At 61.5% G+C, this 21,000-nt stretch carries 11 protein-coding genes; 4 read left to right on the plus strand and 7 right to left on the minus strand.

Annotated elements, in window-relative coordinates; translation table 11 throughout:
* Positions 1-300 precede the first annotated feature (300 nt).
* Together GE027_RS19275 and GE027_RS19280 are read right to left on the minus strand one after the other, a co-directional pair.
* On the minus strand, positions 301-522 hold the full coding sequence (locus GE027_RS19275) for a hypothetical protein (protein WP_153558859.1): 222 nt from the start codon (positions 520-522) through the stop codon (positions 301-303).
* Complete coding sequence (locus GE027_RS19280) at positions 489-1,337, minus strand: transposase (protein ID WP_153558860.1); 849 nt, start codon at positions 1,335-1,337, stop codon at positions 489-491. Before GE027_RS19280 ends, GE027_RS19275 begins: the two co-directional genes overlap by 34 nt.
* Positions 1,338-1,552: 215 nt before the next feature.
* Here GE027_RS19280 and GE027_RS19285 point away from each other — a divergent pair, with 215 nt between their 5' ends.
* Positions 1,553-2,689: an alkene reductase gene (locus GE027_RS19285; protein WP_153558861.1), complete on the plus strand. Its 1,137-nt coding sequence runs from the start codon at positions 1,553-1,555 to the stop codon at positions 2,687-2,689.
* A 47-nt stretch (positions 2,690-2,736) separates the two neighbouring features.
* Here the strand turns inward: GE027_RS19285 and GE027_RS19290 are convergent, their stop codons facing one another.
* The gene (locus GE027_RS19290; RefSeq protein WP_153558862.1) at positions 2,737-3,957 is read right to left on the minus strand and encodes a cation:proton antiporter domain-containing protein; all 1,221 of its coding nucleotides are present in this window, start codon (positions 3,955-3,957) and stop codon (positions 2,737-2,739) included.
* Positions 3,958-4,128: 171 nt separating this feature from the next.
* Here GE027_RS19290 and GE027_RS19295 point away from each other — a divergent pair, with 171 nt between their 5' ends.
* Entirely contained in the window at positions 4,129-6,258 is a 2,130-nt protein-coding gene (locus tag GE027_RS19295; RefSeq protein ID WP_237607661.1) for a heavy metal translocating P-type ATPase, read from the plus strand.
* Between the two features lie 10 nt (positions 6,259-6,268).
* Here the strand turns inward: GE027_RS19295 and GE027_RS19300 are convergent, their stop codons facing one another.
* The 4 genes from GE027_RS19300 to GE027_RS19315 form a co-directional block, all read right to left on the minus strand.
* Positions 6,269-11,533: a DNA repair ATPase gene (locus tag GE027_RS19300; protein ID WP_237607662.1), complete on the minus strand. Its 5,265-nt coding sequence runs from the start codon at positions 11,531-11,533 to the stop codon at positions 6,269-6,271.
* A 21-nt stretch (positions 11,534-11,554) separates the two neighbouring features.
* The gene (locus tag GE027_RS19305; RefSeq protein ID WP_153558882.1) at positions 11,555-13,684 is read right to left on the minus strand and encodes a flotillin family protein; all 2,130 of its coding nucleotides are present in this window, start codon (positions 13,682-13,684) and stop codon (positions 11,555-11,557) included.
* Positions 13,684-14,445 carry an OB-fold-containig protein gene (locus GE027_RS19310; RefSeq protein WP_153558863.1) on the minus strand — a complete coding sequence of 254 codons (762 nt, stop codon included), beginning with the start codon at positions 14,443-14,445 and terminating at the stop codon, positions 13,684-13,686. The genes GE027_RS19305 and GE027_RS19310 overlap by 1 nt, the downstream gene beginning before the upstream one ends.
* A gap of 284 nt (positions 14,446-14,729) precedes the next feature.
* Positions 14,730-16,220, minus strand: a complete 1,491-nt coding sequence (locus tag GE027_RS19315; RefSeq protein WP_162006828.1) for a sulfatase — start codon at positions 16,218-16,220, stop codon at positions 14,730-14,732.
* A gap of 328 nt (positions 16,221-16,548) precedes the next feature.
* On the opposite strand from GE027_RS19315, the gene GE027_RS19320 reads away from it, so the two are divergent.
* Both GE027_RS19320 and GE027_RS19325 read left to right on the plus strand, forming a co-directional pair.
* A complete protein-coding gene (locus GE027_RS19320; RefSeq protein ID WP_162006829.1) occupies positions 16,549-17,973 on the plus strand; it encodes a right-handed parallel beta-helix repeat-containing protein in 1,425 nt (474 codons plus the stop codon).
* A gap of 279 nt (positions 17,974-18,252) precedes the next feature.
* Positions 18,253-20,988, plus strand: coding sequence for a PSD1 and planctomycete cytochrome C domain-containing protein (locus GE027_RS19325; RefSeq protein ID WP_153558866.1), 2,736 nt, complete (start codon positions 18,253-18,255; stop codon positions 20,986-20,988).
* Positions 20,989-21,000: the final 12 nt, after the last annotated feature.

Below are 21,000 nucleotides of genomic sequence, written 5' to 3' on the forward strand. Positions count from 1 at the left end.
GGCCGACCACCCTGTTCTACCCACTCGACGCCCAATTCCAATTACCGCTGAACCAGCACAGGTAAGCAAACCGCAAAGTGTATTTGAGCATTATTATCTCGCCGTTTCTCGTTGAAAGCCTGATTGCACTTCTGGGGCTTGCGGAACCAATTATATGCCAATAGTTACTCCCCTCTCTCCGCCGGTTTGGGCAAGTGGTGCTTGCCCAGGCCGGCGGGGAGAGGGGAGAAAATGATCTTGTTTCTGAAGCGTTTTTGGTGGGCGAGGAGTGCCAGATGGCTTCGCCGACTTGCTTCACGATCATGGCGGGGGATGCTCCGGAATTGACTCCGTCGCCTGCTGCTGGCGACGTTGTTCGGCCTTCAGTTCGGCGGCGACGAAGACTCGCAGGTGTTCGGGGACCAGCAAGGGAACCTTCTTGGGTGGACCGTCCGTCTTGCCACTGAGCCAGGCGATCAACTGCACGAGGTACGGCAAGATCCGGAGGGTCAACCGGCCATCGATCTGCTCGAGTGGCTGCATCGGTCGTTTGCACATCCGGCAACGCGCCGGGTAGCTGCCGCGATGCTTGTTTTGTCTTCACCGGTGAATAACGCGCGACGCTCGTCATCGGGGGATAAGGCATCTTCAACGGGTTCGTCGGCTGGTTGAGGGTCGGCCTGATCTTGTGGTGCGTCGCCGACGTGTTTGTGCAGGGCGATCAGTCGACGACAGGTTTTCAATCGTTCGTGGCGTCCCTTGGACGCGAGCAGGCCGACGTAACGGATTCGCCGACTGTGCCGCGGACAGATGTGTGAGGCGAAACGCTCGACGAACTCCACGCCCGGCATCGTCTCCGTCGTTCGCTCGCCTGTGCGATAATCCTTTAGCTTGATGGTGACGCCGCTGTCGTTATCGGAGACCATCCGGTGATCGCTGATCGCCGTGCCAGCCACATAGGATGCCAGGTAGTTGACGATGCCCCCGCTGCCCGACCACTGGGCCGGCGAGGCCTGCAGGTCGACAATCCACGACTTCTTCAAGAGGCGAGCAGTCAACTCACGGGCGGCCTGTTGCTGTTCCGATTCATCCGTCGGCTCCACGCCCGGCATGCGAATCCTGCCAGCCTTTACCCGAGCCCTAAAACGTTTCGCGTACTGACCGCGGTAGACCGTGGCAAGCTCTTCACGCAGTGACCGCAGGGAGGCCTCGTCGATCGGCAGCGGCACCCACCGGTCGTTCTCCCCCCTTGTTTCTTCCCTACCGCCCGAGTCCGTCCCAATCTCGCCGGCGATCAACACCACATGTAAGTGAACATGCCGGTTCAGGCGTTGCCTCCAGGTGCGCAGCGGCATCATCGGACCAGCACTGGCGATACCGCGTGCGAGTTGCGGCGGTACTTTGGTGGAGCGATTCCCATGAGTTGGGGCTTGCGTGCGGCTGCGGCGAGCGAAGCTGACCGCATCAAGAGCTACCTCGAGCGCCGAGCCGACTTGTCGGCGGTGGATAATGGGAAATACTGCGTCCTTCCGGGGGCCGCTCCACCTTTCCTTGTCTGCCTTCAGGGTTTTCTATGTCCACCGCGAATCAAACCGACACGTATCCCGAATTATTTTCCCCGATCGAAATTGGTGGGCTGGAATTGCCCAATCGCATCGTGATGGCGCCGTTGACGCGGGCGCGTGCCGGTGAACGTCGCGTGCCCAACGCGATGATGGCGGAGTACTACTCGCAGCGTGCTGCGGCGGGACTGATTATCAGCGAAGCGACGACGATTTCCCAACAGGGCATCGGCTGGCCCAATACGCCGGGGATCTACACCGCAGCGATGGAGCAGGCTTGGAAGCAGGTGGTCGAGTCGGTTCACGACAGTGGCGGACGCATGTTTTTGCAGCTATGGCATACCGGGCGGGCGTCGCACAGTGATTTTCACGGCGGAGACCTGCCGGTCGCGCCTTCGGCCATCGCGATCCAGGGTGACGGCGTCCATACGCCCGGCGGCAAGAAACCGCATGAAACGCCGCGAGCTCTGGAGACGGACGAGTTGCCGGGGATCGTGGAGGACTATCGGCGAGCGGCCGAAAGGGCCAAAGCGGCTGGCTTTGATGGCGTCGAAATCCACTCCGCCAACGGCTACTTGCTGGATCAATTCCTTCAGTCCAAATCCAACCATCGCTCGGATCGCTACGGCGGCAGCGTCGAAAACCGGTATCGGCTGCTGGGAGAAGTTGTCGATGCGGTTACGTCGGTTTGGTCGGCCGATCGGGTCGGGGTTCGGATCGCCCCAAATGGATCCTTCAACGACATGGGCTCGCCGGACTATCGCGAGCAATTCCATTATGTCGCACGACAGCTTGATCGCTATGGCCTCGCTTACTTGCACGTGATGGATGGCACCGGTTTTGGTTTCCACGAGCTCGGCCCCGTCATGACGTTGGCAGATTTTCGCAAGGTCTACTCCGGACGTTTGATGGGCAATGTCGGATACACCCGCGAATCGGGCGAGCGAGCGATCGCGGGCGGCGAGGCGGACTTGATTGCCTACGGCCGGCCCTATATCAGTAACCCGGATCTGGTAGACCGGTTTGCGAACGATTGGCCGTTGGCCGATACCGCGGATACATCGCTCTGGTATTCGGCAGGTCCTCGTGGCTACATCGACTTCCCAACATACGAGTCGTCGAAATCCGGTGTTCGCGACGAGACCTGAGCCGAGAGGTGGTTGTTGCGACATCACGGAGCAGTCCGCCGGAGCCATCAGGAGCGACGCTTGCTGTACCAGCGGATTGCGGTGGCGGCAGTGACGCCGTGGGCGATGACCGAAAGGACAACCAATGCGCTGACCAGGGGCCAAACGGCCGCCTGTTCGGTCTCGCGCTGAGCCAACGCGGCGTAGAAGATGGCGGCCACGCCGATCGGTCCGAACCAGCCCGCAAAGGCGGCGTCGGTGCTGCGCAGCAGCGGCCGCAACATCCGCCGCCCCAGCACCAACACCGGCAGCCGCCGCAGCAACAGGATCGACGCCGCCCACAACCACAAGACGAGGCCGTACTCACGCCACTGCTCCACCGGAAGAACCGCACCCAACAGCGCAAAGATGGGGATGACGAAAAACTGGTTGACGGTTTCCTGAATGCGTTCTTCCTGCAATCGGTCCGATCGCGTGGCGACCGCGTCAAAGGCGATACCCGCGACGAAAACGGCCAGGACATCGTCGGTTCGCAGCAGTTTCGCAAGCCCCAGAGTCAACAGCGTCAGGGCCAGCGTAAAGCCCAGCAGGCCGGTGCGTTCAATGGTGTGCCGTGCTTCGGCGTGCCGCAGTGCCCGAGCGGCCAGGCTGCCCAGCACCCAGCCGACGACGATCGCTCCGCCGACTTCCCACAGCAGGGTTACCGTTAACCAATGCGATATGCCATCCGGATGATCGTTGACCAACAGGATCGCCAGCCAAACCAGTGGGAAGGCCAGCCCGTCGTTCAGTCCGGACTCCGCACTAATGATCCGTCGCAGACGCAGCGGCAGATGGGACTCCGCCAGCCGGCCGGTGACGATCGAGCTGGCCACTACGGGGTCTGTGGGGGCGGCGATCGCTCCGATCAGCAAAGCCAGCAACCACGGCTCGGACAGCAGGGTCGTGGTCAGTCCGCCGGTGATCAGCATGGATATGGGCATGGCGACCAACAACAACACGGCCAGCGACTTCCAGCGCCGCCGTAATGTCGCCGCTGGAATGCGCAGGGCGACCCCCATCAAACCGATGGCCAGCGTGAATCTCGCCGCTTCTTCAACGAGCACCGTCTTTTGGCCACGCCACGAAGCCGGATCGATCCAGTCCAGCACCTGCGGCCCGGCCGCGAACCCAGCGACCAGCGCGAGCAGGGGCGCAGAGACGGGGGCGCGCTCGAGCCAAACCGAGCAGGCGGCGATGCCCAGCGTTAAACCGCCCACAAGAATCAATGCGATGGAGATCGGGTCCATGCAATCAGGATATAGCAAACCCCGCGCCGGCGATTCGACGGCGTCTTGCCGCGGTGCCATCATGTACACAGTGTGTCGAGCAGGTAGGCAGGGGTCTTGCCCAGGTCCGGCGGGGAGTGGGCGTAAACGTTTCGATACCTAGTTTCCGTTGGAGTCAGAGGAATCTTATTGATGTCGACCGACATGCGTTTGCGAATTCACGGACTGGACTGCGCCGAAGAGGTGGCGATGCTGAAGCGGGAGCTGCTGCCGGTCGTCGAGGACGAGGAACGATTGGGGTTCGACGTCCTTAAAGGCAAGCTGACGGTGGACCGGGCGGGAACGGGCGCTTCCGAAGCCGACATCCTGGCGGCGATCGCGCGCACCGGGCTGAAGGCCGAGCCTTGGCAGCAGGACGCCCAGCACGCCGGTGAAAGCACTTTTTGGCAGCAGCACCAGCGAACCGTATTGACGGTTTTCAGCGGTCTGTTCGGACTGGCCGGTCTGGTAGTGCAGCTGGCCGTGGGCGGCAGCGAAGCGGTGCCGCCTGTGGCCATCGGGTTGTACAGTCTGGGCATTCTGGCAGGCTTGTTGACGGTTTTTCCGAAGGCTTGGCGTTCGCTGGTTTCGCTGCGTCCGGACATGAATCTACTGATGTCGGTCGCGGTTCTCGGCGCGGTCCTGATCGAGGAATGGTTCGAAGGGGCGACCGTGGCCTTTCTGTTCTCGTTCTCGCTGTTGTTGGAATCGTGGAGCGTCGGACGGGCGCGTCGCGCGATTGCGTCCCTGATGGACTTGTCGCCTCCCACCGCCCACGTGCGCGACGCCTCGGGCGGAATCCAAGACGTGGCCCCCGCGGACGTGGCGATCGGATCGACGGTCGTGGTGCGGCCGGGCGAGAAAATTCCCTTGGATGGTTTCGTCAGCGATGGAGCCAGCAGCGTCGATCAGGCCCCGATCACCGGCGAAAGCGTCCCCGTCGAAAAGGACGAAGGTGCCGAAGTCTTCGCCGGCACGATCAATGGAGACGGGTTGCTGGAGATCGAAACCACCAAGGCGGCGGAGGATACGACGCTGGCGCGAATCATCCGGATGGTCGATAACGCCGGCTCCAAGCGCGCCGCTTCGGAACGTTGGGTCGAACGCTTTGCGGCGGTTTACACCCCGGCCGTGATGTTGATGGCCCTGTTGATCCTGTTGGTCCCGCCCCTGCTGTTCGGTGGCGAGTGGTCCGACTGGCTGTACCGTTCACTCGTACTGTTGGTGATCGCCTGTCCGTGCGCGCTGGTGATCTCGACGCCGGTCAGCGTCGTGGCCGCGTTGGCAGCGGCCGCCCGTCACGGCGTGTTGATCAAAGGCGGTATCTTTGTCGAGGTGCCCGCACGACTGAAAGCCATCGCGTTGGATAAGACCGGTACGTTGACGCGAGGCACGCCGGCGGTCATCGACATCGTGCCGATGAACGGTCACGACGAAGTGGAACTGCTGACCCGTGCCGCGGCCCTGGAACGGCACAGCAATCATCCGCTGGCTCGGGCCATCATCGCGGAAACCGAAGCGCGGGGAATTCCGATTCCCGAAGCCGAACGATTTGCCACGATCCAGGGCAAGGGCGCTTCGGGGGTGATCGCCGGCAAGCCTTACTGGCTAGGGTCGCATCGCTATCTGGAGCAGCGTGGTCAGGAAACGCCCGAGGTGCACCGGCAACTGGAGGCGATGCAGAGCGCGGGCCGTACCGTCGTGGTGGTCGGCAACGACCACCACGTGTGCGGCTTTATTACGCTGGCGGATCAGATCCGCGAAGAAACGCGCGACGTGATCGATCGGCTGCATCGCCAAGGTGTCGAACAGATTGTGATGCTGACCGGTGACAACGCGGGGACGGCCAAAGCCATCGCGAAAGAGGCGGGCATCGACCAGGTCCACGCCGAACTGCTTCCCGAAGACAAGGTTCTGGCCGTGGAACGCTTGGTCGAACAACACGAGTTCGTGGCGATGATCGGCGACGGCGTCAACGACGCTCCGGCCTTGGCCCGGTCGTCCCTGGGACTGGCGATGGGCGCCGCCGGCACGGACGCAGCAATCGAAACGGCTGATATTGCTCTGATGTCCGACGACCTTTCGCGGCTGCCGTGGTTGATCGGCCATTCGCGAAAGACGTTGCGGATCATCCGGCAGAACATCGCGTTCTCGCTGGCGATCAAGCTGTTGTTCGTCGTGCTTACCTTTGCCGGATTCGCCTCCCTGTGGGCGGCGATCGCCGCCGATATGGGCGCCTCGCTGTTGGTGATCAGCAATGGTCTGCGGCTGCTGAAGTCGTAGCGCCCGGCGGCTACTTTTCCGACGCGTCTTCCAGCTCGCTTCGCAACCGGTCGTAGTTGGCCAGCGTTGTTTCGACCAACTTCTTCAGGTCCGACAACTGGCGCCCGTTCTGACCGCTTTCCATCACCAGGGGTCGCATCCATTCCTGCATCAGATGAAACTGGCCTCGCACCAGCTCCAGCATCACGCGAGGAACTTTGTGCTGGACGATGTACTTCTGCTCCGGCGGCTGTTCCGCTCTCTGGCGGCTGATCGTTTGCAGCTGGGTCGACGTTTGTTGCAAGGCGTCGGCCAGCTGTTGGCCGGCATTGGAAAAACTCTGTCGCAGCGCGTCGACGCGTTCGTCCATGCGAACCTCGGCGGAATCGTCCTGCGCGGCGACGGCCCTGGCGATCACCTGCCGAATCGATTCCAAACCATCTCGCATCGATTGCAACTGCCGCATCAGCTGTGCCGCTTGGTCTTCGGAATCCATGCCGGCCATCTTGACGCTCTCGACAAACGCGTACTTGATCGCCTCCCAACGCTGCTTCTCTTCTTCGCTGAGCAATCCGTTCAGCTCCTTGAACTTCAGCACGTTGGATTCGTTGTCGGTGGTCAAGGTCTGTGCATCCTGCTCGTAACTGCTGATGATCAAAGCCTGCAGTTCCTCCTCGTTCATCACCGCGACGACACGTTCGGCGATGCGATTCATATTGCGGTAGCTGCCCTGCAGCTTGAACGGAGGTTCGGTGCGGTACGCATCCGCTTGAGCCGCCGAACGGATGTACTGGCGATTGACTTTCAGCACACAATCGCGAACGACCAGCAACTTCTGCAGCACCTGGAACATTTCACGTACTTGGTCGGCCGAGAAGTTGCTTTCCAGCTGCAGATCGTCCAGCGACTTTCGCTGGGCGGCGTGGATCAGGGCGCGGGCATCCTTGGGGGACGCCGAAGCGAGCGGCGCGAGCGTGGGGTTGCTGGTCAAGCAGTTCTCCAGATAGCTGATCTCGAACGCGTCTCGCGACTGGCCGATGATCTCGCCCAGGTTGTACACGTCGGCACGGTTGGACAGCATGTCCGGGATCTGGAACCGTTCCCCGCTTTCGGTATAGGGATTACCCGCCATCACCACGGCGACCCGCCGGCCGCGGAAATCGTAGGTTCGCGTGCGGCCGTTGTGCACGCCTTCGATCTTGCGTGTGGCGTCGCACAGCGAAATAAATTTCTGCAGGAATTCCGGATGCGTATGCTGGATGTCGTCGACGTACAACAGGACGTTGTCGCCCATTTCCAGCGCCAGGTTCAACCGTTCCACTTCCTCGCGGGCCGCGGCGTTGGGAGCTTCGGCCGGATCCAGCGAGGTGACGCTGTGCCCGATCGCCGGCCCGTTGATCTTCATGAACACCAGTCCCAGTCGGTTGGCGATGTATTCCATCAACGTCGTCTTGCCGTAACCCGGCGGACTGATCAACAGCAGCAGGCCCATCCGGTCGGTGCGTTTTCCTTCGCCCGTGGCGCCCATCTGCTTGGCCAGGTTGTCGCCGATCATCGGCAGATAGACTTCGTCCAGCAGTTGGTTGCGAACAAAACTGGTCAACACCCGCGGCTTAAACTCGTCCAGCCGCATGTCCTGGCGAGCTTCTTCGACCAGCCGCAGTTTCGTTTCCTGCAGACGATGGTAACGAGCCAAGACGTCCTGCCGGTACTGCGAGACCCGCGACAGGATTTCGTGATAATGAATGACCATTCGTCCGTCTTGAATCCGATCATGCGCCCCGGCCATATCGTCCAGCCTGACGGCGATCGCCACATCGGAAGGTACGAACGACGTGTCCGGATGTAGCGCGATCAACAGCGCCAGTTCGTCGCGGTAGGCTTCCGCAGGATCCAGTGCTTCGCCGCTTTCGTGGTTCTTCAAATAAGCGTCGGCCCAGTTGCGGGCCAACACAAAGACCTGCAGCGGATAGTCGGCAATCGCTTCGATGGACCGTTCCAACAATTGACGTTGATCGGCGACGGGCAGGGCGTCGCGAAACTCCAGCAGCAGGTGCGAGGCGCGGCCGCTGCAGATCCATTGCTCGGTGGGATCGATCAACTGGGCGAACAGGTATTCGGCAATGGCTTCGGAGGAAACTTCCGGAAACACATCCTGCAGCCGCAGTGTGGACCCTGCATTCGTCTCCGCACTCGTCTGTTCCAGGACTTCGACGATTCGTTCTCGGAACTGCCGGGCGGGTTGGGCGTCGGGGTAGGCCCGGGCCAGATTGGCAAAGCCATTGACCCAGTCGGTCAACCGTTGCTTGACCTGCGGATCCACCATTCGCAGCCACCACAGCGTCGCCACGGCGCGGGTCGAAGGGCCATATCGCAGTAGCCCCAATTGCTGATCGATTCCGGTCAGAGTCTGTAGGATCTTCAGGGCGTCGTGGTCGTGCACCCCTTTGGCATAGCCTTCGGAAAAACGGCCACCGATCTGCCCCCGCAGCCAATCGGCATCGATCTTCGGCCGCTCGGCTGGCGGTATCGCCCTCCACTGTTGGAACAATTCGACCGCCAAGAACTCCGCGCGATACACGGCGTCGTTCTCATTGGCCAACTCCTGCGTCCACAGATCCTCAGCCGCTTGCAGGTCCGGGTGCACCAGCGGCTGGAAAAACTGCGTCCCGGTCAGATGCAGGCAAATTTGACCGTCGCGCAGGACCGTCGTCAGGTCCAGCTTCTGGGTATTGACCGCAAATCGATGGCGCCCCAAACGGATGGCTTCACCACCGTCTTCGTACAGTTCCTGGCGGTCTTTTAATTGCCGTAGGGCATCCTCGCGAATCGTCTTCAACCGGCTCTGGATGTCTTCGACACGGACCGAATCGTCCAGTTCCTGGAGGTCGGCGATGATCGAACGGATCTTTTCGACCATCAAGTCCGCGGCAAAGTAGGCCAGAATCTCGTCGGCCGAGTCCATCCCGCGAGCCCGCGATTCGATCCCGCCCAGGATCCGATCGGCGGCCCCGGCGAGCGCCTCGGCGCGGCGATTGCGTTTCTCGACCAGCTGGACTTTGCGGGTCTCGAACGCGTTGTACAGCTCTTCACGGCGCTGGGTCAGTTGTTCGATGAATTCATCGAATTCAGCGAAGCGGCCTTCCAGCTCTTCCAGCTGGACCATCACTTTGGTCAGGTAATTGTCGCACTTTTCAGGCGTGTCGCAGATATCCAGATAACCGGCGACGGTCTGTTCGAGCAGCCGTAGCTGCGAAGCGAATTCCGCGCGTCCCTCGCCGCTGGCCAACTCGGCCGTGCGGGCCTTGAGACGGCTGCGAACCCGGTTCAGGGCCGCGAACACGGTGCTGATCTGGTCGATGATCTGGGTGCGTTTGGTCGTGTCTTCGATGTTCAGGTTGCTGACGGTTTCGGTCAGCAGTTCCAGCTCTCCGGCGGCCGCATCGATCTGTTCATCCAGCCGTTTTGCATCCGCTACGGTAGCCACGGCTTCGACGTGATTGCCGGTTTCTTCCACTCGGTTGCGGTAGGGCAACAGGGCGTCGTCGTGCAGCAGAAAATCGACGCACCGCCGGCTGACGCGGTCGCTCCGCTCGGCGATCTCGGTTTCCAGCCGTTCCACTCGGTCCGGGTCCACGTACCGCAGTTCGCGGAGTCCGATGGCGTGGCCGCGCTGCGAGCGAAGTTCGGCCAGCGAGGTGACAAACGCGTCGATGGTTTCGAAGCGTGAACGTTCGATCGATTTGAACAGGTCCGTCACCGCGTCTTCGACCGCGGCCGTCTTTTCCTCGGTGTCGCGACGAGCCCGCACGACACGTTCGAATTCCTCCACCGCCGCATCGGCCGCTTCGCGGATCTGCCGCAGCGGTTCGTCCAGCCGCTGGGTCTCGGGTTTGTCCAGCCAGAAGTAGCTGTCCAGGATGTCGCCGGCCTTCTTGCCAAGATCGACGTACAAGCCTTCGTAGTTGTCGTCCTTTTCGATCAATTGCAACACTTCGCTGCATTCGGCCATCCCGCGGACGAGTTCCTTGTTGCCGATTTTGAACAGCATGGAATCCGTGTCGCTGTGGGCGACATAGTCGGGACCGGTGAACGGCGTCTGCCACAGCTGGATCGCATGATGTTTCTGCGGCTGTTCCTGGGCCCGAAAGCAGACCATCAGACCATCGTCGAAGATCGTCTGTCCGTTGCAGATCAACGGCGTGTCGACCTCCTGGCGGATGACGTTGTAACGCAGTTGAACGTACGTGCCGTGGCGGCGATTGTAGAACACGTACAAATAATCTTCGCCGTTGCTAGCCGCGATGCTGCGGGCGTACAGCATCTCGGACAAACCGTGGTCAAAACGTTTGAAGTCGCCGGTTTGCAGATAGTAGCCGCCGGAAAAAATGATCCCGTGGTCATCGGGCAACAGGATGCAGGCGTGCTGGATGTCGTCCAGCCGCATCGCCTTTTGGATCTTGGCGTTGAACAACAGGTACCGCGCCTGATCCTCTTGGTACGGGACCATCTTTAGTAGGATCAGGTTCCCCAGCGACGCCCAATAGACTTCGGCGTCGTCCAGGGTTTGGTCGGGGTTGTCGACCGGTTCGGCGTAGATGCCCTTACCCGAGGCGGTGTTGTCTTCCACCTTGATGGTCAGGTCGCCGCCCACGGTTTCCACGAATACGCGGTCTTCGATCGAAACGTGGGGGTGTTCGCCGTAGCGGTGTTGGTCGCGGGTGGCTCGCTGCCACTCGAAGGCGTGCTGCGGCGGGTAGCGAACCTCGTGATCGCTGCGGTTATCGATGTACTCGAACCGGTCGCCGGTCCGTCGCCATTTGAACGTCTTGATGTCCGAGACCGATTTGCCGACGTGGAACACCATGTACATGAACACACCTTCGACAAAGAATTTTGCAAAGGTGGTGTGTTTGTAGAACCGGTACAGCTCTTGGAAGTCGCGCTGAAAACGATCGTCGTCGATCATCTCGGCCAGATCCACCGAGCGGAACGTGCGATCCTCCAGCCGGTAGGCGGCGAACACGTCTGCCAGACTGGTTTCGGTCTTCAAACCGAACTGGACGTTGTAACCGAACAGAAAACAGTTGCCGATTGCGACGAGGTCGCGAGGCACGCAGTTGTGTTCGGTGGTGATCCGTTCGGTCGACAGCAGATGCGTTTCGATATTGCCGAACGTCGCCGACCGCTCGTTGTTGAGAGCGGCCAGCCGCTCCCGCAGCGTACCAGCGGCCTCACGCAGCCGATTGCGTAGCACCTCGTAGGTGCCGCTGGTCATGGTGGTTTCAGCAGTCAAAGCAACGTGCCTCGCGGTGGACTAGTTCTTCGGAGTCCCGTTGGACTTGGCTGCAGCGGCCGTCGTCAGACGCTGGACCGGTTGGTCGGCGACGCCGGCGGAACTGGCCATCCCCAGCAGCGAGGTCAATTGTTGGCGCACGTCCTCGGTCTTGGCCAACCCCATCAACTTGGCGATCAGGGCGGCGATCGACAGGTCTTTGACGTCGCCGGTGTCCAGGTTGAACTGCCGCGTCAACTCCAGCAGTTTGTCGCTGAAGTATTCCGGGTTGCCGTTGAAGAAGGTGTCTTTGACATCGGTCGCCACGCGGCTGTTGTAGACAAAGCGGTCGATCGCCTTGCCGCCCTTGACGGCGGAGGTGATCTGATCGAAGAACTCGCCGTCGCCACCGACGATGTCGATGCGGGCGGCCCGCAGGGCGTCGCCGACCACACCGGCCTGGCTCTCGGCGATGCCGCGTTGGGCATCGATCGCGGCGATCTCGACCGCTTGTTCTTTTTCGATCTTGATCTTGAACTCTTCGTGCTCCTTGCCGACGCCGTCCAGTTGCTTCATGGCTTCGGCCTTCTCGGTGATGCCGGTCGCTTCGCTGTGGTATTTCTCCAGCGAGACCTTGGCTTCGGCCAGGCCTTGCTTTTCCATCGCTTCGGCTTTGGCTTCGATGCCCTTGGCTTCGGCCACGGCTTTCTTCTCCAGCACGGTCGCTTCGGCCAGGCCTTCCTTCTGCAGGGCGTCCGCTTTGGCTTCCTGCACCTGGGCGTCGGCCAATCCCGGCGCGGCGGAGGTCGCCGCGGTGCCTTCGGCGGTCATTTTGGCGGCGGCGGTTTCCTTTTCCGCAGCGTCGCGTTTGGCTTCGGCTTCGATGCGTACCTTTTCGGCGTACAGATCGGCCGCTTCGCGTTCGGCCTGGGCGGCTTTGACGCGTTCGATCAAGTTCTCCTCGGCCTTCATTTCGGCCGCCGTCACTTGCACTTTCTTCAGCCGTTCGGCCTGCGCGACTTCTTCGGTGTCCTTGATGCGTTCCTGTTCTTCCACCACGGCGCGTTCGACCGCGACGCGTTCTCGAATCACTTCCTGGATATTGCGTTTCTCAACCTCGATCGCTTTCTCTTTTTCGATCTCGGCCACACCCACCAACCGCAAGCGTTCGGTCGACTCGAGGTCGCGATCACGGATGACGCGTTCCTGTTCGACCGCGTCGGTGCGTTCTTTGTTGCGCAGTGCGACGACGATCTGGCGTTGTTTGTTCTCCTCGGCGATGCCCAGTTCTTCTTCGGTACGAATGCGGGCGCGCACCGATTCCAGGCGTTGTTCTTCTTGGACTTTGGCTGCCGAAGCCTGTTCGCGAGCTTTGATCTCGGCGATTTCTCGGGTTTGTTTTTCGACCGCTTCGACGCGTTGGCGTTCCAGTTCCAGAATGGTTTCTTCCGCTTCGACATCCTGCTTCTTCAGCGTCTTTTCTTTGTCGCGGGTGAACTGGTTTTCTTTGACCTTCTCGTTCGAGGTAAGCTCGGTGATCTTCTTGATCCCCTCGGCGTCCAGGATGTTGTGCGGGTTCAGCAGATCCAGCGGGGTCTGCTCGAGAAAGTCGATGGCCGCGTCGTCCAGGCGGTAACCGTTCAGGTCGGTGCCGATGACCTTTAGAATCTCTTCCTTGAACTCTTCACGTTTCTCGTACAGATCAACAAAGTCGAACTGTTTGCCGACCGTTTTCAAAGCTTCGCTGAACTTGGCGTCGAACAATTCCCGCAGGGTTTCCAGTTGGCTGCAGCGGCGGGCGCCGATCGACTGAGCCACTTCTTTGATTTCCTCCGACGACTTATCCACGCGGATGAAGAAGGCCACGCGGATGTCGGCCCGGATGTTGTCGCGACAGATCAGACCTTCGGAACCTTCTCGAGCGATCTCAAAGCTCTTCAGCGTCAGGTCCATGTACTCGCTGCGCTGCAGCAGCGGAATCACAAAGATACCGCCGGCGGTGCACGTCCTCAGCCCGCCGGAACCACTTCGCACGACCGCCTCATCGGGGCCGACTTTGACGTAGTACTTGCTGAAAACGATCACGACCAGGATCAGCAACAAAATCGCGGCGCCGATCACGACCAAGGCAAATTCGGTTGCCCCCGACAAACCGAACAACACGGGAAGCATCATGAGGGCACCTCTGGATCTACCTGGGAAACAATGTAAATGCGTTTATGGGGATCGAAACCGATGATGCGGGCTCGATCGCCTTTGGTTAGTTGCGGTCCGTCGGTACGAATGTTCAGCAGTAAGGGCGCGGCATCGGTTCGGTAATGGGCTTGTCCGAACTCCGCTGTGGCCTTGCTGGTCGAAACGGTGCACTCCTTGCCCATCAAACAGGCCGCATCGTACTGCGGTTCGGGCGCGAAAATTCGGGTCATCGGGCCTGTAGCGAGTTTCGTCAGCCCGACGGCGATGACCACGTTGCGGATCGACAGCAGAACACTCGTCAGAAGGGTAGGTTCGTATCGGGGGATGTCAAAATGGTTCCACAACAACCACGAAACCGACCAGAACAACAGCGTGAACGTGCCCGCCCAGATGATGATTGGGATCTTACCGAGGTTCAGCCACCGCAGGGTCATCGCCCCGGCACCACCGAACAGGTCCGAAGCTTGATGCGCCCCTTCCAGATCGGCCGTGGGTGAACCGGCCGCCGCATCGACGTCGACATCGAAATCCGCGTCCGGCGCATCCGGCAGATCGGCCGCGTCGAGGTCCATGCCCGGATCGCCCCCCAAATCCGCGTCCGGACCGTCCAGGTCCATATCGACCGCACCGATCAGCGACAGGACCAAATAGCACAGCAGCAGTCCCATCAGTACCGAGGCCGGCCACATGGGTCCCGCAAAGACGGCATCCAGAAATGTTTCCACAGCGTTCCACACAGCAGCGCAACCTCAGCTGAAAAGGCTTTCGCGGGCAAGTTAAACCCAGTGTACCGCCGCCGGAGCTCGCCTGCCGCTGGCGTCCTGCGGGCCGCACCGGCGGGTTGACGAGCGGCCGCTGCGATGGTCGCCGGTTCGCCCCACCAGTCCTGGCCCGCAAGCGAGAGAACCAGGGCGCAAAAAAACCAGCAAAGTGGCATCGGCTGTCCCGGCCGAGACAGCTGTGTTGGTTCACGGCTGGGACAGCCGTGCTACTCTTCACAGGCTGGAAGCCTATGCCACTGTTAGTTCCGCGGTCGGTGATAGGGCGAATCGACGGCGGGTCCGACGCTGTCGGCCGCTTCGTCCGGCAGCCGTGCCGAAAGCCGCTGCCGCACCGCCGCGTACTCGACTTGCCCCGCCAGATTGTGGAACTCGTGCGGGTCGCGCTGCAGATCGTACAGCTCCTCGAAGCCGTCGTGGTAGCGGATGTAGCGGTAACGCCGATCACTGATCCCATGCGACGGCCGCCGGCCCGTGTCTTTGAAGACAAAGGAGGTCAGCGAAACGCGGTCGTCCACGGCGCTGGGCTCACGCATCTGTGGCACCAAGGAGGTGCCGGTGCACTGCGGCGGCACCGGCAATCCGGCCAATTCGCACAACGTCGGATACAAGTCGGTCAAGGTCGTCGGCTGCTGCGTCCGAGCGCCGTCCTGCGACAGATCCGGCGCGTGGATAAACAGGGGCACACGCGTGGTCTGTTGCCAGAGCGCAAACTTTTCCCAGTTCTCTTTCTCGCCGATGTGAAACCCATGGTCGCTCCACAGCACCACGACCGTGTTGTCGGCCAACGGCGAAGCGTCCAGGCCGTCCAGCAGCCGGCCCAGCTGGTGGTCGACGTAACTGATCGAAGCCAAGTAGCCCCGCATCAAATGCCGCCACTGGTCGTTGTCGGTGACCCAACGGTGCCACGATTCGCGGCCGTGGCTGTACGCGTCTTCGAGATCATCTTCGCGATACTGCGGCAATTGGACGCGTTCGACGGGGTAAAGGTCGAACCACTGCGCCGGGACTTCCCAGGGGATATGAGGACGAAACAGGCCCACGGCCAGAAACAGCGGCTGGTCGGGCGGCGACTGCAGCCGGTCGATCGCCCAGTCCACCACCGCCCCGTCACCTTGCTCCGGCCCGAGTTCCAGCGGAGCGGCTCCGAACAGATAGAAGTTCAGCGGACGCTTGCCGACGAAGCCCCGATTTTGATTTGTGGTACGGACAAACGCCGGTCGCGGCCAATCGCCGGAGATCGGATCCAGCGGGTCGCCCCGGTAGGTGTCCCAGGCACTGGGATCGTTCTGCGAATCTCCCGGCGTCCACTGCAGGGTGTGAAAGACCTTGCCGCCGCCGGCGGCGTGGTAGCCGTGATCGCGGAAGTGTTGCGAGAGCACCACCGCGTCCTCCAGCACCGGTGATTCATGACGCCAACGCGGACCATGGGCGCGGAACAGGTTTTCGTACAAGCCACTTTTAACCGGATGAACGCCCGTCAGTACGGCGACGCGAGAGGGATGACAAGCTGGCGCCGCACAGTGGGCGTTGGTGAATGTGACGGATCGCTTGGCCAACCATTCGAAGTTGGGTGTCCGGACGCCCGGATGATCGGCCAGCGGGGAAATGTAATCGTTCAGGTCGTCGACACAGATAAATAAAACATTGGGCCGAGACACCGCCGGCGACTGGGCCGCCAGCGGAACCACGGATATCAGAACGATGGCAATGAAGCAAAGCGAACGTTGCATGCTGGTCACGGGAAGGCGTGGCAGGATCAAGGAAAGGCGTGGCAGGAGGCGAGACAGGGTGATTTCGCGAGTTGGCCATCTTAAACCGGATGCCCCGCCGCGAACATCGTCGCCAGCGATTATCATGCACCTCCCGCCCGCTGCGTTTCCGAGCTGTCGATGTATTTGACAACGCATCTTTTAGGCGAGCCGTTTGGGCGTTAGCGCCGGTATTTGCGCTGACGAAACCGAGGCTATCGCCTAAACGGCTCAAGAAATCGACAGCCCGTGTCGTCGCCGGATGTCGCGGCGAAGACGCCCTTCCCTTCCCCCTTGCAAAGTGTTTTCGATGAACGATCGATTGGATGGTTGCCCTCTGCGTTGCCCGGGCCTGTTGACGTTGGCTCTCCTTGCGGCAACGGCGTTTTCCGCCGCCGCTCAGGATGCACCGGCCCGCGACGCAGCGGATGCCGGCGGAACGGCTGCGGGACTGGTCGGCGACGGCCAAGCCGACAACTCGGCCGCGCTGCAAAGCCTGGTCGACGCGTCGACGGGAAACATCTCGCTGCCGGCCGGCACGTATCGATTGAGCAAACCCGTGGTGATCGAACTCGACCGCGTCGAGCGGACTTCGATCCAGGGGCACGGCGTGGCGCGCGTGGTCATGGATGGTCCGGGCCCCGCGTTTCGCTTTGTCGGCACGCACGATGGAACCGCCTCGCCCCGGACCTTTGACCAACAGGTATGGCACCGGCAAAGTTCGCCGATGGTCGATGGCATCGAAATCCTCGGTTCGCACCCACAGGCCGTCGGGATCGAAGCCGACGGCACGATGCAGTTGACCCTGACGCGCGTCGTGGTTCGCGAAGCCCTGCACGGCATTCGTCTGACCGGACGCAATCGCAACGTCACCATCTCCGACTGCCACATCTACGACTGTACCGGCGTGGGCCTGTTTCTGGACAAGTTAAACCTGCATCAGATCAACGTCGTGGGCTGTCATATCAGTTACAACGATCGCGGCGGAATCGTGCTGAAGGACAGCGAGATCCGCAACCTGCAGATCGGCAGCTGTGATATCGAAGGCAATATGGGCGGCCCTGACGCCGCCCCGAGCGCCAACATCGAACTGGACGCCTCGGGCACGTCCATCGGCGAAGTGGCCATCGTCGGCTGTACGATCCAACATGCTCACGATACCAAGGATTCGGCTAATATCCGCATCGATTGCGGTTCGATACCACGGCCGTTCACCGACGAGGTGCGGCACGGCAACATCACCATTGCCGACAACATCCTTTCGGACGTGCAAGTGAATATCGAGCTGAAGAATGCTCGTGGCGTCACGATCACCGGCAACACGATCTGGAAGGGCTACACCCAGAACCTGGTCGTCGAGAACTGCCGCAACGTCGTGCTCAGCGGCAACGTCTTCGATCGCAATCCTCGCTACGGCTACGGTGACGGCAGCGACGCTGCGCTCGGCGTACGCTTCGTCGACTGCGCCGACTGCACGCTCGTCGGCAACCATTTCTACGGTCGGGCCGGCGGCGAAGCGGCATTGGTCCTGCGCCGCTGTCAGCGATTCAACATCACCGGCTGCACCCTGCTGGACTACGGCCGCTGCGGAATTCTGCTCGATCAAGTCACGCACACCCTGGTGACCGGTTGTCTGATCCGCGACGATCAAACCGACGAGAGTACCGTGTCGATCGCTCAAACAGGCGACAACCTGGTCCAGATCTCGCAGTGCCAACTCAGTCACGCCCCCTAGCGGCCGGCATGCTTTTCACGATCCTGCCCCAGGCGGTAGCCCAGCGCCGCGTTTATCTGTGCCCGTTCTGAGGGCGGCGGCGAGCGAAGTTCCCGGGGCAGTGTTGCCGAGACGCCACTGGCGGTACCCCGAGGCGAAAAGCCGAGGAAACTTGCGTTACAAGCCTGTTTGCGGTTACAATTTGCGCCCCGCCGCGCCCCTCCCCACCCAAAACGCCTCGTCCGGTTTCTTCCGCATCGACCGGTCACACGAAGCCCTTCCCCATCGGACCCCACCACCATGACGCGAACGGTTCGTTCTCGACCACGTTTCGCCCCGAGCAAGATCGTTTTGTTGGGGGTGGTCTCCGCAACCATTGGCGTGGGTGCGATCCTCGTCGGCACTGCAAGTCGCGTGGCTGCGGCCGAACCATCCGCAGCGTCCGCCGGCGACACAGACCGGGCCGCATTGGATCCGGACACGGTCACCTACGAGAAGGACGTGCGGCCGATCTTCAAAACCCACTGCTTTCACTGCCACGGCGAAGCCGGCGTTGCCGAAAGTGGACTGGACCTGAGACTGCGACGCCTGGTCGTTGCCGGCGGCGATAGCGGCGAAGCCATCGTGGCTGGTCATCCCGACGAAAGCCCGCTGTATCAGTACGTTCGCGATGGCGACATGCCTCCGGCCGAAGTTCCGCTGCGGCCCAGCGAAGCGGAAATCGAAACCATCGAACGGTGGATCCGCCAGGGAGCCATCGCCACCGAACCCGAACCCGAAGACTTGGATCCCGACCAGTACATCACCCAACAGGAACGGCAACACTGGGCTTATCAGCCCATCGAGCGGCCGGCCTTGCCGGAGGTGACTGACCCGTCTGCCGCGACCAGCCCCATCGATCACTTTATCTTGGCACGTCAGCAGGCTGTCGGGTTGTCCCTGTCGCCGGCGGCAGAGCGAGCCCAGTTGATCCGCCGCGTCACCTTCGACCTGTTGGGATTGCCGCCTACGCCGGCCGAAGTCCAAGCCTTTATCGAAGATACGCGTCCGGGCGCCTACGCCCGGTTACTGGACCGGCTGTTGGCTTCGCCCCAGTACGGCGAGCGGTGGGGGCGCCACTGGTTGGACGTGGCTGGATACGCCGACTCCGAAGGCTACGCCACCGAAGATCCCTTGCGGCCCCATGCGTTTCACTATCGCGACTACGTGATCGCCGCGTTTAACGACGACAAACCCTTCGACCAGTTCGCCACCGAACAATTGGCCGGCGACGAACTGCTGACCCCGCCGTTTGAAAACCTCGACGCGGAGCAAACCGAAAAGCTGGTGGCGACCGGATTCCTGCGGATGGCTCCCGACGGCACCGGCATCAAGGGCGTCGACAAGGCGCTGGCCAGCAACGACGTCGTCGCCAAAACCATCGAGATCGTGTCCAGTTCGATGCTGGGAATGACCGTGGGCTGTGCCCAGTGTCACAACCATCGCTACGATCCGATCACCCACAAGGATTACCATTCGTTTCGCGCGCTGTTTGAACCGGCCCTGAACCCGAAAAAATGGCTGCCGCCCAGCCGCCGGCGCGTCTCGCTGTACACCGATGCCGATCGAGCGACCGCGGCGGAACTGGAAGTCGAAGCCAAAGCGATTTTGGCCGAGCGGACGAAGAAGCAGAACGAGTTCATCGAAGCGACGTTCCAGAAACAGCTGGCGAAACTGGATTCGGCCCTGCACGAACCCATCTCCGCCGCTCGTGCAACCCCGGCCAAGGAACGCACGGCCGAGCAGAAGCAGTTGCTGAAAAAACACCCCAGCGTGAATGTCACGGCCGGCTCGCTGTACCTGTACGACCGAGCGGCCGCAAACGAACTGAAAAAGATGGCCGACCAAGCGGCGGCGGTCCGGGCTCGCAAACCGCTGGAACAATTCGTCCGCGCCGTCTGGGAACCGGTCGACCAGCCGCCCGCCGAAACCTTCGTCTTTCATCGCGGCGACCACGAGCAACCCACCACGCTCGTCGCTCCCGGCGAATTGGGCGTGCTGGCCCCGCCCGGCGGGGTGCCGATCGCCGTCGACGATCCGTCGCGTCCCACCACGGGCCGCCGCCTGGCTTACGCCCGTTGGTTGACCAGCGGTAAACACCCTTTGTTCGCGCGCGTGATCGCCAACCGCATCTGGTTGTTGCACTTCGGCCAAGGTCTGGTTCCCACGCCGGCGGATTTTGGAACCCTGGGCGTGGAGCCAACGCACCCCGAACTGTTGGACTGGTTGGCCGATGAGTTCACGGCCAACGGCTGGAGCGTTAAACATCTGCATCGGGTGATCATGATGTCGGCGACCTATCGTCAGCAATCCGGGCGTCATGCCAAGGGTCAAGCGATCGACGCGGACAATCGGCTGTACTGGCGAATGCCGGTGCGGCGTCTGGAAGCCGAGGCGCTTCGCGACAGCGTGCTGGCGGTCTCGGGCGATTTGAATCTCAAGGCCGGCGGACCGGCCGTGCCGGTGATGGCCAACAAAGTCGGCCAGTTCGTGATCGGCAAAGAGAACCTGAGCGCAGGCCGCCCCGGCGCGGTGCTGCCGATGCACAACGAGGACCTGCGGCGGAGCGTCTATATCCAGGTCCGCCGCAGCCGTCCGCTGTCGGTACTGGATCCCTTCGATATGCCGCGGATGGAACCCAACTGCACCGTCCGCAGCGCTTCGACGGTTTCGCCACAGTCGTTGATGTTGATGAACAGCCCCTTCGTCCTAAAGGCATCCGAGAGGTTTGCCCGGCGACTGCGGCGCGAAGCCGGCGATGATGTTGAGACGCAGGTGCGGCTGGCGTGGCGGCTTGCTTATGCCACCACACCCAGCGACCGGGATGTCCAGCAGGCGGTTGCCTTCGTGCAGGCGCAGACCACCCACTTTGCATCGCTGCCGAAGCCGGGCAAAGCGGCGAAATCGAAAACGCCTCCGCTCCAGCCAGCCGACGAAGCCATGACCAGCTTCTGCCAGGCGCTGCTCAGTTCCAATCCATTTTTATACGTCGACTAAGGGAAGCAAGTT

Source organism: Roseimaritima sediminicola (assembly GCF_009618275.1).
In the GTDB taxonomy this organism is placed as follows: Bacteria; Planctomycetota; Planctomycetia; order Pirellulales; family Pirellulaceae; genus Roseimaritima; species Roseimaritima sediminicola.